Below are 12,359 nucleotides of genomic sequence, written 5' to 3' on the forward strand. Positions count from 1 at the left end.
CGCAGCGACGCATCGGTACCAAAAGCGCCAAGCCCGCCGATTGGTCTTCACAGAGTTTCCAGCCTTGTCGTTTCGTTTGCATGCAAGGTTGAATAACCGCCGCAGGTGCTTGGGCACCATCGCCCAATGGGCTGGACAAAGGTACACGCCCCGCGGGCTGTCTATGCGGCAGGTGTACCGCTTGCAGCCAAACGCAGAACAGGTGGTCTTGTAGGGGTAGACAGCCATTCCAGCGCCTCCGTGATTTCGCCAGCCACCTCTTCAGAGACGTAGAGGGTGTTGCCGATCAACGCGCCTTCGGTTTCTGTCACTACGGCTCGTTGACCTGTCTGAGGACAAATGACCGGTGTCCCAACCTTGACCCCGGCCACGCGCAGGCCGGGAATGTCGGGCAGGCTGTAGCGCACGAGCGCCATCAGTTGGTCGGACGCCGGAGCACCGGAACCTCGCCGAGCGGCGCCGGGGCATTGCCTGCGGCCTGCGCGCCACGGACCAGTGCAACCGCTTCCTCCAGCGCCTGCTCGGTGGTCTTTTGCCCGGCGATGTCAGCTTTGAGGATTTCCTGCGCGGCCTTGCGGATGCTTTCGGCGGTGGAATTGTCGAACTGCTGCTCGAGCAGCTTCTTCTGTATCCACTCGTCCATTTCCACGCGGCGGTTGGCCGATTCCGCCCGGATCGCCTTGCCCGCGGCCTGCTGCTGCAAATACGCATCGAAAGCGGCCTCCGGTGACAGCATCGAAATCCCGAGGTTCACGATGTTGTCCAGGTCGTAGACCCTTTCAATCGTGTTGCCGGTGTCGTCTTCGGTGAAGACCACACGCATGCCGACGCTGCGACCGCTATCGTCGGTCACAAGACCGCTCTTCTTGCGGTCGATGCTCATGTTGTCGGGATAGTAGCCCTTCGCATTGTAGGCTGCTGCCAGCCCATCCATGAAGCCATCTACATCACCAATGGTGGCAGCGAACGCAGCGCGCGCCCAATGCTTCATGCCTTCGCGGGTTTCCGACCGGTCGATGAAAGCCATGAACTCGTCAGCCTCGGCCACCATGCCTTGGCTCAGCAACTCCTTCACGACCATGGGCGCCCCAACTTTTCGGTATTGGGCCATCCAGGCTTCGCCAGCCGATTTCTGCTGCGCTTCGGTCGGCGGGCGGTTGGTGCCGCGACCTTTTGGAGCCGCGCGGTTTGCGGCAGCCTCTGTCGCATCCATGGCTGGCGTAGAGATTGCATCTGTCGCTTCAGCTGCGGCATCTGCAACGGTGTTCGCTACATTCGCCTCGGCGCGCTCCTTTGGCTCACCTTTCAGCGGCGCTTCAACCTCAGCAGGCGTGGGTGGTGGGGTCAGATCTGCGTCACGAGAGTTCAGTCCTGTGCCAGTGGTTGTGGGCAACGTTGCAAAAGACTGGCCAGGGGAAGGCGTGGCTCCGCGTCCACCGCGGCGTTCGGGATTTGCTACACCAGAGCGCGGTTGCGGCAGTGGCGTGTTCTTTCGTCCATCACGCCGGGAAACCTTTGGACGGGCAGGCGGTTCGGATGCCGGTTCGGGCGCGCGCGGATCGTTCCACGGCTGGCCTTTCTGCATACCAACCAAGCGATCTTGGCGCGCCTCGAGATCCTCGGACATGCGTTCGCCAGTTGCGCGCATCTCTGGGGTCTCGGCCCCGCGGCTGCCTTTGGGTCGGTCGTACGTGGTTTGGGGCATTTCGCCCACAACGCGATCATCCTCGGCCATTTGATCAACCTCGTCACGGGTCGACCGGCGGACGAGCGGTTCAGCCGGCGGGTCGTAGACCATGCGTTCAGCCTCAGAACCGCGCATTCCTCGACCGCGCACCTCAGCGTCGCCTTCGTTACGTTCGCGTGAGGGGCGCGCGACAGGGCGTTGGGTGCCACGACCGTCTGGCTCACCCCGGCGCGTGCGGTTCGATGTTGAGACACGCGGCTCAATAGGGGCAGTGTCAGGGCGGCGCTCGACGGCTTCAACGATCTCTGCAGGGGGTGGCGTGCCTGTTGTGGCCCCACGCCCCAGACTGGCGTCAGTCGCGTCCACAGCGTCGCTGAGCGTGTCTCGCAGGGCATCTTCTCGACCATATGCACCTCGGGCACGTGCGCGTTGCTCACGGCGCCAATCACGCTCTTCATCTTCATACTGTTGGCGGCGGCGGCGATCCTCCTCGAACATCTCGTCCGAGCGCTGCTCACGCTTGCGTTGCCGCTTGCGCTCATCGCGACCTTCGCGCCAATCAGCGCCCCGGAAGCCGCTTTCCACAAAGGCTGCAAGAAACTCGCTCATGGTCGATCACCTTCTGTCATCTGTCGCATGGTTTCATTGACCCGGCGCTCCATTTTTGTAGCCGAAAACCGCACAACATGTGGGTGCAGTTCATTGGCTTCCTTGGCCCATTCTTCGGTGGGGATGTGCCAAAGATAGAACTTTCGCAGCGCTCCATCTGGCTTGCACACATAGCGCTTATAATACTTGGTCGTCTGGTCGATATACGTTGGAATCTCAGGGTCGACCGCCTCGCGCATGGCCTCCATGAAGTCGTCTGGGTGCATTGACCCGCAAAAAGAGCAGGTCCGGTCCTCACGCCAATGAGCATCATGGCCTTGGCACTTCATTTGCATGTCCATTGCGTGTCCCCTTATCAGTAAGCGCCGCGCCCAGCGCCTTCGAACTCATTGATGGCCATGGCCAGTTCCGCGTCGGGCACTGTCTCGAACGCTTCCCACTCTTGCCGCAGCGCCGCGATCTTGCCTTTCATCGTGCGTTGGCCGGAAATCCGCTGCCGCGCTAAGTGCTCGGCAATGCGATCCTGCGTTTTGGCGTCGAACACCGTGTCATCGCTCAGACCAAGTTGCTCAGCCGCCCGGAAGAGCGTAGTTCCCACGATCTGGTGCGCGCCCATGGGCGTGGCCACGCGAGACCACTTACCGGCCCGGGCAAGATCACCCTTCACATCCTGCGCATATGCGCCCCTCGGGTTTGCGAAATCCCGCAACTGGCCGATGGTCATCTGAGACACGCGCACACCCTCGAAATCACCGCCCGGGCGCTGCTGGTGACCAAAGAGGGTGTCATACCCACCGCCAGCGCTTTCATACTTGTGGGTCAGGCCGAACAGGCCACCACGCGAACCGCGACGGGTCTCTGTCGGCCCGGTCGGCTGCCCACCAGCCGCGCGCCGCGGATCGCCCGCGTCGATGTCGTGTTCGGCACTGTAGGGCACAGGGGCCGGTCGTGCGCCGCGCCCACGGCCATCGTCGATAATCGGCGGTGTACTGTTCGGCGTGTATGCTCCGCGACCCTCCTCGAGGCGCGCGTTGCGCGCGTCCCGTTCCTGCCGATCCACGTAGGCATCGGAGAAGTTCTGGAGGAGGCCCGCGGTAAAGCTCATGCGGCCACCCGCATGCCGCGTCCGGCCTTGAGGTCTTTGACCTCCGCGCTCAGGTCCTGAATGGCGCCCGTGATAACGCCAATCGCGTCTTGCACCTCAATCTTGGTCCCGTCGCCAGCGCCCGTGGCCGACTGGAAATCCTGGGCATAGGTGCCAATGTGCTGACCTTCGTCTGCAACGCCGTCCTTGTAGCGCCAGGTCTCGACCGGCATATCTTCGACGGCCCTGAGCGCAGCACCGCGGCCCACCGGCTTCTTATCGGTTTTCATGTTCTCATCGGAGAAGAACGCGCCCGCTACACTGCCAAGAGCGCCACCGATGGCGCCCATCCTATCCTGATTTGCACGCCATTGGCCAAGTTGCTGCTGGTGCTGCTGCGCGAGGATACTGGACTGCTGACCAAGGCCCCGCATCGCGCCACCGAAGCCGCTGGCGCCGGCGCTATTTGACAGTGACATGGACGTTGCCGGATTGACCGCGCCGCCTTGGCCGAGGTTGATTGCCTCCATTCGCATCCCGCGCCCGGTGGCCTCGGTCGTGCGCCTGGCCATATTACCTGCTCCTGCTGCGGCGAGAGCAGTGTCGACTGCACCCCGTTCGCGGGCGGTGGCCGCGCGGCCCGACCGGGGGTCGATACCGCGAGCCATAAGATCGCGATCCTGCTGCGCCTGTCGGGCCGCTGCGGCTTGCTCAACATCGGCCGTCGCGCGCTGCGCCTCGGTATTGCGCCGAGCCAGTGTGTTGTAATCCTGCGCTTCTTGGATGAACTGATCCTGCAACGGGACAAAAGTGTCTTGGTACCGTGCGCGGTCTTGCTCAGCCCACGCATTCGTGACCTGAGCCTGTTCCTTCATCCAGTCCAGCATCTGCTGGCCGGTCTGAGCCGATTTTAAAGCGGCATAGCCCATATTCGGATCTGGTGGTGGTGCGCTTCCTCCGCCCATGCTTATGCTCCTTTGGCAAAGTTCTCTTCATCGAGAACAAGCTCTACGGGTGTGCTGGGCGGTAATAACCGACATTCGTCGGGTGTCATGGTCATGATCACTACCTCAAAACCGTTTTTCGCGCCAGCCCGGCGTCGCCCGTCAAACCGAAACCCGTTCTTCAATGCGAATATCTGAACATCCGTGCGGTGCTCGGGGATAATGGCTGTCAGCATCGGATAGGCCATCATCTTCGGATCAAACGCGTAGCGGTAGAGGCTGCGCATGACACGGCTGTTGTTCCAACCTGATTGTACCCCCGCGAAGTGGACTTCCGCGCCTGCTGTCGTGATGTTCTGAAATACGGCGATGGCGCAGAGTTCTTCGGTTTCGGTGAGATACACACCAAGCGCCCAGGCATCTTTCATGAAGCCTTCGGTGTCGGTGCGGTCGCGGGCTTCTGCCAGAAGCTCGGCTTGGTCTTGGCGGGAAAAGGTATACATTGGGCGGTCTCCTCGTTTACGGCAGTAGGTGGGCGGTGATCAGCACAGTGCCGGAATAGGTCCCGGTTGTGTCTGTGCCGATCGAGGCGGTGATAGTTCTGGTCCCAGCATTGAGTGTTTCGATAGTGGACAAGCCTTGCAATTCGCCGGGGGCGTCCGGGCCGATCACGTCAACGCCATCTATGGTGACAGTGTGAATGGGATCATACGTGTCGGGCAGAGTGATGGTCCGGTTCAAAACGGACACAGTGATCTGGACGCGGCTATCATCGACAGGCACGGCGAAATCAAGCGATGCGGTGTCGACACCACTGGCGATGGCGGGTTGGGTCAGATCGGCCAGCAGGTCGGCGGTGATGTCGGCGAGATTGAGGGCGGGCGGTGTATCAAGGTTGGTAAGGTACGCAAGGCTGCTCAGAGAGACCTCACCTGTATTGGGGTCGACAACAAAGGCCACGCGATCTTGGGTCGCAAATATAACGCGCTCCTCCAGAAGCCGAATACGCTCCGTGAAGACTGCGTTCAAGCGACCGGAAACCACTTGGATCTGCTCTTCAATAGCCAGGTTCAGTTCGCTCCGGCGTAGCGCCGCATCCTGAGGGCGGCCACGCCGCCCCGCCAAGATCTCCACATCTTCCTTGATGCGGCTGATTTCGATATCGCTCAATCTGCGCATCAGCCAGCTCTCGCGAGATCTTCTGGTGTGACGGCCATGGCAAGATTGGTGATGTTGGCTTGGCCCTCCAACTCAATCTGCCATTCGGCGGCTCGCTTTTGCGGCAAGCGGTGGATGCGGTTCAGCCCGGAGGTAGTGTGCAGCAAAGCGCCATCGGCGTAGACCCGGATCGTTACGCTGTCGTCGCCGCCCACGGCGGCGCGCCCCTTCGCACGAACAGCTCCGAACGTCCGAAGCGACGGAAAGTCGACTGGCTTTGAGCGCCATGTGAACGTGAGCCGTGCAGCATTGGGATCATCGACGATTGAGATCGTGCGCTGATCCTCGCCCAAAGACAGCATGTTGCTGGTGGCCACGTCGAAGCGCAATTCCAGAGATGGAATGGCAATCTCCGCGTAGAACCCCAGATCTCCGCGCAAGTCGATCAGGCCAATGCGCACATCAGCGGCCCCGTCTGGCAGGTGTGCAAAGGCATAGCGCTGTTCAATGCGCGAGGCGTTGAAGGTATCTGGGTTCAGACCGCGCCATTGTTCGCGCGTGAAAATGTCCTGTGTCACCAACTGCGCACCTTGGCCGGACACCATGACCAACCCATCGTTGGATGGGTAGGCTGCGGCATAGCCCATATCAACAATGCCCGCGCGTGACACGCAGGGATATTCCTGCTCGGTCTTCTCCATCGCCATACTGTCGGGATGAAGGCCCTGCACGATGTAGGGCGTCCCGGTTGTCATGACGGCAACGGTTGAGCCAAAGGCGGCAAGCCCCACGATGTCGTCATTGGTGAAAAGCGAATACTTTCGGGGCCACGCATGGGGCAGGTAGGGTTCGCAAAACAGAATTTCACGACCGTCAAAGGCTACCATCATGCCGTTCGGCATGGCGATCAGCCCGTCCATGGTGGTCGGCGGTTGATCAAAGTCCAGGTTGGGCGCGACGCCGGTCAGGGCGGTCGTCGTGTCTGTATCGGTGTGGCTGATAGTGGCGGCAGGCAACTCGACGAGAAAGTACAGATCGGTGATGCCCGATGCTGAAGTGACCGACCGGTAGATACGCATATTGGTTACGCGGCGATTGGCCGGCGGCGCCTCAAAGCCGTCGATCTGCACCTGCTCACCTGGTGTCACAAGGATTGGCCCAGCCAACAGGCTCATGGCGGACTCTTCACCAAGATCGGTCACCCAAGAGTAGGCGTAGAGCAAACTCTGTTCGAGCGCTTGGTTTTCGGATCCGGGGTCTGCGGCCGGGATCAATGTGAGCGTGGGCGCGGTGCCCGGTTTTGGCACGCCCATACTGTAGTAGGTGCCCTGATAGAACATCTGCGGCCCGGCGGCTTGGCCGGTCAGGTACAGGCGATCCTCTGCAATGGGTCCGGGCACGGCGCTGACGTTGGGCTCGGGGAACCCAAATGGCGTGTCGTTCCAGATCGTGAAGGACTGCACGTTCTCGGAGAAGGCATGGCGGGTCGTCAGGCCTCGGAACGCCTTGAGCCCACCGCTATTCATGCGGGCGTTGCTGGCGACTGTGGCCGCCATATCAGGAAGGTTGCGGTCTTCAATCCGCGGGATCTGGCCTATGAAACTCGTCAGCTCCAGCATTACATGAAGTGCCCGGTCACGCGCGGCTTGGCGCGCTGGTTGCCACGGATATACAGGTCGGATGCACCCGCTACACCGTTTTTGTAGAGCGACATGGCAACCGCGGCACGTTCGGGGTCAAAAAGGCTCTCGTCACGCACCATGAATGCCCGGGCGAGTGCGCCCTGCGCTATGACATCGCAGTGTTCCTCGATCACGTGGTCGGGCAGTTGGTTCTGGGTGTCGGCGTCGATGCCATAGGATGGCACGCGGTTCGGCTTGATCCAGTAGGAGATCGTGACGTTGAACGGCGCGCTGCCGCTGGTGCGGTCTCGGAAAGGGTGTGGAATGACCTCTTGGGTATTCTGCTGCGTGATGTAACGCGGAATTGTGCTGCTGTTGTAGCCCTCCCCCACGGTGTCTGTGAATATGATGGGCGTGAGTGTGTTCCAGGGCTGCCCCGTGACGTGCGCCCACTCGATGGCGACCAGCGACTGATACGCTGGTGTGAGCCGAAGCGCTTCATTGATAAATGACACCTCTGACACCTCGCGCCAGCACCGCGTTTGGTGGCAGAAGTCGCTGGCCGCCTGCCGCAGCATGTTGAGCGCGACCGGCTCGGGCGCGTTCGGGCAGTGGATGCGAAACTCGGGCAGGCAATCAGTCAACGGGCGCATGTCATGCCTTTCGGTCGCGGCGGTAGCTGTTTGGGTTGAGCGCTTCGCCCTGCAGTTTGAGGCCGAGAGATTGAGCGAACATCTGATAGTGCTTCATGGCCTTCATGGCTGACGACTGCACCTCATCGTCAATCTCATAGGCGCGATAGATCACGTAGTTGACGAGCGTCTGCGTCATGATCTCCGGGCAGTTGACTCGGAAAGCCTGACCGGCGGCGGTCGTCTCGCCGTCCGTCAGTTCGCAGTCGCGCAGGATCGGTACAATATCCGCCTCAATGAGGCCGGTTCCGTCATTCGGCGGATAAACCATGTAGGTGCGGGGGCTCGCCGGATCATAGATCACGTGCTTGACCTTTGCAGCGCGCGGCACCACGTCGCTGTCACTCCAGTCCGGGTTGAAGGCGTCGAGCACTTGGCGGGATATGGTGGTGATTGCACCAGCACCAACCCGGGCCGGGCCGCCCTCGGTGGTCAGCGTGGCGAGGTTGCGGATAAACCGCAGCGCCTGGGCATGATCATTGGAAAGCGTCTGGTGTGCTCCGGGGATCAGCACCAGTTCTGCGGATATCTGAATTTCGTTGGGCTTGTGCAGCGCGATCTCGCGCAGTCCTGCATCGACGTATTCGCATAGGTCGGCCAGTGGAAACCGCACATGATCGGTGTCCATGAGGGTCTTAGACGCGGGTACCAGAATGTCAGAAAGCCGAATGGCATATTCGGCGGTTTGAAGGGAGCCAGCATCGTCCGATGTGATTGACGCGCCGGTCAGGCCATAATCAAGATCGGGCATGGTGGCTCCCTCAATTCTTCATGTGCTTGCCTGGGCTTAGCCCGCGCGTTCGGCGCGAGCGGCCTTGATACTGGCGATCATCGTCTCAGGCTTTGCCTTTGGGTGTGGTTTCCGCCCGGTTTCGGTTTCGTGCAACTTCCGCAGGTCGTCTTCCGAAATATTGCCAAACTCGGGATCGGCGGCGTCGTCATCTTCTTCTTCCGGGGTCGGCGGTTCTGCGGGGTTGTTCTCACCATCGGTGGCCGCCTCGGTTTCGGTCTCTGTCCCTTCCTGCGTGGTAGCAATGGGCGCGCTGGTGGTTGGCGCAGGCGGTTCGGCGGGCGGTTCGGCGGGCGGTTCTTGCGGAACGGGGGTTGTCGCGCCACGGCCTTGCTCGCCGTCTATGGGTTCGACCACCTCGGTATTCACTGCCGCGTTGTCGGGCGCCGGTGCAGTCGCTGGTGTCTGCGTGGGTACAAATGGATCAATCGCACCTCGGAGAACGCCCACGGACGCCTGTGCGGCGGCGGGCGGATCGTGTGCCGGTGGCTCTTCTTCCTGCGGCTCGTAAATGTCATAGGCGCCAGCGCTCAACAGCCTCTTGATGTGCGAAGCCTCTGTGACGGTCGCAATATGCGGGCTGGTCGGGAGTGCTGGGTCAACTGGCTTGAAGTGGTACTCTTTGTCCTCAATCGGGACGATGGAACCGCCTTCGCGCTTGATGGTGCATTCGATTTGCATGGGGATACCTCTGTGGCTGGTTTCGGGCGGGCGGGGGCCGGAAACTGCCGTACCCCATACGGCGCGCGCGACCAGTGCCGCGCGCGCCGGTCTTACATGGAGATGTAGCGGACGCGCAGCACGATCCGCTTATTCGCGGCGGCGGCCTCGTTCTGACTTAGCTGAACGCCGATGCCGCGGTGCTCCATCGACTTTTCGATGTCAGCGAGCGTCAACAGCGGTGTGCTGGTTTCTGCGGTCGACGGCGCCGCGGCAAGGAACTCGGAACCGAGCGTCCGGGCGTCGTCGGGTTCTTTGAACACACCGGAGACCAGGCCAACCTGAATGGTTGTGACGCCAGCCAGATTGTCAGTGTCGACCGTGACCTCGGTGGGCACCATGTAGGCAGGCAGGCCGGCCATCTCGATAATGTCGGTGCCGCTGTCGGCGTTGAGGGTGTGAACGAAAATGCGCTCTGTGGACTGACCGGCCTGACCGGGGTTCGAGAGCGGCAGCTTGAGGGCTGCTTTGCTGATTTGAAGTGCCATGTGTGCGGCTCCTTTGGGTCTGCGGCTTGTGGCTCAGTGGGTCGGAAAGATGGAGCCGCCCGCATCCCGCGGGCGGCTCATGGCTTATGCAGCGTTGGGATCAGCGGCGGCGCAATCCACGGAGATCACACCGTAGTCGCGGTTGTTGAAGCGGGTCTTCTTCATGCCGCAGATCGTGCCTGCCGCGATGCCCACCGAGTTGCCGTAGTCTTTGGGCTCTTCAACCCAGGTATAGCGCCCGGTGTTGGTCTCGCCGTGGGCTTTCATGCCCGCCTGCGCGCCCATGAAGAGGGACCGGGATGCGTCGATGTTGGCGCCCACGCCGTAGTCATCGAAGCGACGCACACGCGAATGATCGTGCAGAACCACGTTGTTGATCATGCCCAGACCACCCTTGAAGATCGGGTTTTTCCGGCCTTCGGCACCTGCCGCGGCACGCTGAATGGCGTTCCACTCGCGATCACCGGCGCCTGTGCGCAGGTTGTGGGAGTCGAACGGCGACATTGCCATCACGTAGTGGTCGGCGCCTTCCACCTTCACCGGACGGATCATGATGTTGTCGCGGTCCAGCGCGTTCATCATTTTCGCCTTGGTGACGGTACGCTCGATCAGAGCAACCGACATGGTGTCAGCCGCGGTCAACGTAGCTTTGGAGGTCGCCGAACCACCGTAGAGGATGTGATCATCATCGGGTGCTTGGAACGGGTTCTGCGCGAAGCCTTGCAGCAACTCATCATCGTCCATGATGAGGCTGTCCTGGTTGATGGCTTCGTTCGGGCCGGTGCCGGACAGATAGGCGAAAGCAATCTCGTCCATCCACTCAGCCAGATAGGTGCCTGTGTTCTGCCGAACCTGACTGCGGTAGTTGTGCAGCGTGCGCTTGCGCGTCATGCGGCCACCAACGTCGCCACCTTTGCGGACCTGATCAATGCGCACCACGTCTTGGTAGAACTTGAGCGCTTCTTCGTTGCCGTCGAGGCGTGCGTCGCCGTAGGTCGGCTTCTGGCGGAACCGCATGTTGATGTCGAAGCGGACTTCATCACCGGCATCGCTTTCCAGATCCGACTTCACTTCAATGATGTTGTTGGCACCCTTGCCGGTGAAGCGCTCCATGTACGCCTGTTCGGCGACATCGGCTGCAAGGCTAATGGCCCAGCGCTTGACGGCTTGAGGGGAATTGATGCCTGTCTGCGTCTGCATGATGTGATCTCCGTTGCAGAATTGCGTTGGAGGAAGCACATCTTGCGCGTTCCGGCGTTTGATGACGCGGATACTGTATCAGGGTTTGAAAATTTTCAAGACCTATTGCGATCTCGCGGCGGGGTGTCCATCGCGTCGATGGTGTCGTCCGTGATGCTTTCGAGGTTTGCTGACACATCCTTGTGGTTCAACAACTCGATAAGCAGATCTGGCGGGGCGTCGATGTTCACGCGGGACTCATTGGCCCGATAACGCTGAACAGTCAGCGTAAACGGGCCAATGCGCACGGTGTCCGCGTCTTTCACCCTGAGGGTCAGACCAGCCATGAAGTCAAAACTCGTTCAGGAACGCGTCTTGCTCTTCGGGTGTCATCTTTGCGAAGGCCGCCTCGGCAACTTCACTGCTGCCTGAACCGATCTTGGCGTCGATGTTGTAGAACCGGCTTTCGGTTGCACCGCCATTTACGTCAGTCGCAGGCATATTCGACAGGTTTTCGGGTGTCTCCGGTCGCGGATCAGTGCGCGGTTGAGGCGTGGCGCCTTTGCTTTCGGTTTTGATGGGCGGCGCCGGGTCGGCTGGTTTGGGATCAGCAGGATCGCTGCTCGCCTTTGGCAATGGCTTTCCGCGTGCCTGTCGGTCGATCTCCAGCAGAGTATACGCATGTGCGATTTTCTGATGGTCGTCCAAGTGGGAGTAGTTCGGGTTCACATCGACCGCGCGCAAGGTCCGGTCGAATTCTGCGAATACCTCTTGGTCGGCCTTCAATATCGGGTGGGTGGCCACCATGCGGTCGATTTCGGCGAACCAGCCTTCATTCTCGATGTCGGCGTTCTGCTGTGCAATCTGCTCAGCGTCCCAGACCTTCCGGGTGGCTTCCAGAAGGCTGTCTTGGAGTTGCTTGTCGCGCCTCTTGAACTCCTCGTCGTCGATATCGCCGTCCATGACCTGTTGAAGCAGGGTTTCGCGCTCTTTTTCGGCGTCAGCGATCTTGGTCTTGTGCTCGGTCACGTCCGGCACATCTTGAAGCTTGGGCGCTTCAACCTTTGCCTCCTCTGCTGGCGGATCAGCACCTTTCGCCGCTTCGGCTTCTTCGGCAAGTTTGGCTTCTTCGGCTGCCTTGGCGTCTTCGGCCTCCTTGGCCTTGGCGGCTTCCTCATCTTCCATGTCCTTGAGGAGTTTGCGCTCGTTGTCGGTCAGATGATCAAGCTCGGCGTCGGTCATTGCCGCCGGCATATCATCCGGGCTCTTCGGGGCGTCCGCTTCGGCCTTCGGCTGCTCAGTCGCTTGATCCTTGGTTTCAGGTGCAGTGGCTTGATCAGTCTCAAGCGTTTTTTCATCAGTATTTCCCGACATGGTGTGTCTCCT

The 12,359-nt window shown here is 60.7% G+C and carries 15 protein-coding genes; all 15 read right to left on the reverse strand.

The window, feature by feature from the left end:
- Positions 1-161 precede the first annotated feature (161 nt).
- Complete coding sequence (locus tag Q1A71_RS03125; RefSeq protein ID WP_299671649.1) at positions 162-416, reverse strand: hypothetical protein; 255 nt, start codon at positions 414-416, stop codon at positions 162-164.
- Complete coding sequence (locus tag Q1A71_RS03130) at positions 416-2,296, reverse strand: hypothetical protein (RefSeq protein ID WP_299671651.1); 1,881 nt, start codon at positions 2,294-2,296, stop codon at positions 416-418. Before Q1A71_RS03130 ends, Q1A71_RS03125 begins: the two co-directional genes overlap by 1 nt.
- Positions 2,293-2,637 carry a hypothetical protein gene (locus Q1A71_RS03135; RefSeq protein ID WP_299671653.1) on the reverse strand — a complete coding sequence of 115 codons (345 nt, stop codon included), beginning with the start codon at positions 2,635-2,637 and terminating at the stop codon, positions 2,293-2,295. Before Q1A71_RS03135 ends, Q1A71_RS03130 begins: the two co-directional genes overlap by 4 nt.
- Before the next feature lie 14 nt (positions 2,638-2,651).
- Positions 2,652-3,401, reverse strand: coding sequence for a hypothetical protein (locus tag Q1A71_RS03140; protein ID WP_299671655.1), 750 nt, complete (start codon positions 3,399-3,401; stop codon positions 2,652-2,654).
- Positions 3,398-4,345, reverse strand: a complete 948-nt coding sequence (locus Q1A71_RS03145) for a tail fiber domain-containing protein (protein ID WP_299671657.1) — start codon at positions 4,343-4,345, stop codon at positions 3,398-3,400. The genes Q1A71_RS03140 and Q1A71_RS03145 overlap by 4 nt, the downstream gene beginning before the upstream one ends.
- 2 nt (positions 4,346-4,347) lie before the next feature.
- Positions 4,348-4,827, reverse strand: a complete 480-nt coding sequence (locus Q1A71_RS03150) for a hypothetical protein (RefSeq protein WP_299671660.1) — start codon at positions 4,825-4,827, stop codon at positions 4,348-4,350.
- Positions 4,828-4,843: 16 nt separating this feature from the next.
- A complete protein-coding gene (locus tag Q1A71_RS03155; protein WP_299671662.1) occupies positions 4,844-5,503 on the reverse strand; it encodes a hypothetical protein in 660 nt (219 codons plus the stop codon).
- Positions 5,503-7,101 carry a hypothetical protein gene (locus Q1A71_RS03160; RefSeq protein ID WP_299671664.1) on the reverse strand — a complete coding sequence of 533 codons (1,599 nt, stop codon included), beginning with the start codon at positions 7,099-7,101 and terminating at the stop codon, positions 5,503-5,505. Before Q1A71_RS03160 ends, Q1A71_RS03155 begins: the two co-directional genes overlap by 1 nt.
- Entirely contained in the window at positions 7,101-7,757 is a 657-nt protein-coding gene (locus tag Q1A71_RS03165; RefSeq protein WP_299671666.1) for a hypothetical protein, read from the reverse strand. Before Q1A71_RS03165 ends, Q1A71_RS03160 begins: the two co-directional genes overlap by 1 nt.
- 1 nt (position 7,758) lies before the next feature.
- Complete coding sequence (locus Q1A71_RS03170) at positions 7,759-8,547, reverse strand: DUF6682 family protein (protein ID WP_299671668.1); 789 nt, start codon at positions 8,545-8,547, stop codon at positions 7,759-7,761.
- A gap of 36 nt (positions 8,548-8,583) precedes the next feature.
- Complete coding sequence (locus Q1A71_RS03175; RefSeq protein WP_299671670.1) at positions 8,584-9,267, reverse strand: hypothetical protein; 684 nt, start codon at positions 9,265-9,267, stop codon at positions 8,584-8,586.
- Between the two features lie 92 nt (positions 9,268-9,359).
- Entirely contained in the window at positions 9,360-9,794 is a 435-nt protein-coding gene (locus tag Q1A71_RS03180; protein WP_299671672.1) for a hypothetical protein, read from the reverse strand.
- An 84-nt stretch (positions 9,795-9,878) separates the two neighbouring features.
- Positions 9,879-10,994: a N4-gp56 family major capsid protein gene (locus Q1A71_RS03185; RefSeq protein ID WP_299671674.1), complete on the reverse strand. Its 1,116-nt coding sequence runs from the start codon at positions 10,992-10,994 to the stop codon at positions 9,879-9,881.
- A 95-nt stretch (positions 10,995-11,089) separates the two neighbouring features.
- Positions 11,090-11,320, reverse strand: coding sequence for a hypothetical protein (locus Q1A71_RS03190; protein WP_299671676.1), 231 nt, complete (start codon positions 11,318-11,320; stop codon positions 11,090-11,092).
- 4 nt (positions 11,321-11,324) lie between these two features.
- Positions 11,325-12,347 carry a hypothetical protein gene (locus Q1A71_RS03195; RefSeq protein WP_299671678.1) on the reverse strand — a complete coding sequence of 341 codons (1,023 nt, stop codon included), beginning with the start codon at positions 12,345-12,347 and terminating at the stop codon, positions 11,325-11,327.
- Positions 12,348-12,359 lie beyond the last annotated feature (12 nt).

Source organism: uncultured Roseobacter sp. (assembly GCF_947493125.1).
Taxonomy (GTDB): domain Bacteria; phylum Pseudomonadota; class Alphaproteobacteria; order Rhodobacterales; family Rhodobacteraceae; genus Roseobacter.

Bases quoted from the DNA above. Each gene is read 5' to 3' on its own strand.
- Q1A71_RS03165 (WP_299671666.1), bottom strand. From the start codon at position 7,757: ATGCGCCCGTTGACTGATTGCCTGCCCGAGTTTCGCATCCACTGCCCG.
- Q1A71_RS03155 (WP_299671662.1), bottom strand. From the start codon at position 5,503: ATGCGCAGATTGAGCGATATCGAAATCAGCCGCATCAAGGAAGATGTG.
- Q1A71_RS03190 (WP_299671676.1), bottom strand. From the start codon at position 11,320: ATGGCTGGTCTGACCCTCAGGGTGAAAGACGCGGACACCGTGCGCATT.
- Q1A71_RS03180 (WP_299671672.1), bottom strand. From the start codon at position 9,794: ATGGCACTTCAAATCAGCAAAGCAGCCCTCAAGCTGCCGCTCTCGAAC.
- Q1A71_RS03145 (WP_299671657.1), bottom strand. From the start codon at position 4,345: ATGGGCGGAGGAAGCGCACCACCACCAGATCCGAATATGGGCTATGCC.
- Q1A71_RS03175 (WP_299671670.1), bottom strand. From the start codon at position 9,267: ATGCAAATCGAATGCACCATCAAGCGCGAAGGCGGTTCCATCGTCCCG.
- Q1A71_RS03185 (WP_299671674.1), bottom strand. From the start codon at position 10,994: ATGCAGACGCAGACAGGCATCAATTCCCCTCAAGCCGTCAAGCGCTGG.
- Q1A71_RS03195 (WP_299671678.1), bottom strand. From the start codon at position 12,347: ATGTCGGGAAATACTGATGAAAAAACGCTTGAGACTGATCAAGCCACT.
- Q1A71_RS03160 (WP_299671664.1), bottom strand. From the start codon at position 7,101: ATGCTGGAGCTGACGAGTTTCATAGGCCAGATCCCGCGGATTGAAGAC.
- Q1A71_RS03135 (WP_299671653.1), bottom strand. From the start codon at position 2,637: ATGGACATGCAAATGAAGTGCCAAGGCCATGATGCTCATTGGCGTGAG.
- Q1A71_RS03125 (WP_299671649.1), bottom strand. From the start codon at position 416: ATGGCGCTCGTGCGCTACAGCCTGCCCGACATTCCCGGCCTGCGCGTG.
- Q1A71_RS03140 (WP_299671655.1), bottom strand. From the start codon at position 3,401: ATGAGCTTTACCGCGGGCCTCCTCCAGAACTTCTCCGATGCCTACGTG.
- Q1A71_RS03150 (WP_299671660.1), bottom strand. From the start codon at position 4,827: ATGTATACCTTTTCCCGCCAAGACCAAGCCGAGCTTCTGGCAGAAGCC.
- Q1A71_RS03130 (WP_299671651.1), bottom strand. From the start codon at position 2,296: ATGAGCGAGTTTCTTGCAGCCTTTGTGGAAAGCGGCTTCCGGGGCGCT.
- Q1A71_RS03170 (WP_299671668.1), bottom strand. From the start codon at position 8,547: ATGCCCGATCTTGATTATGGCCTGACCGGCGCGTCAATCACATCGGAC.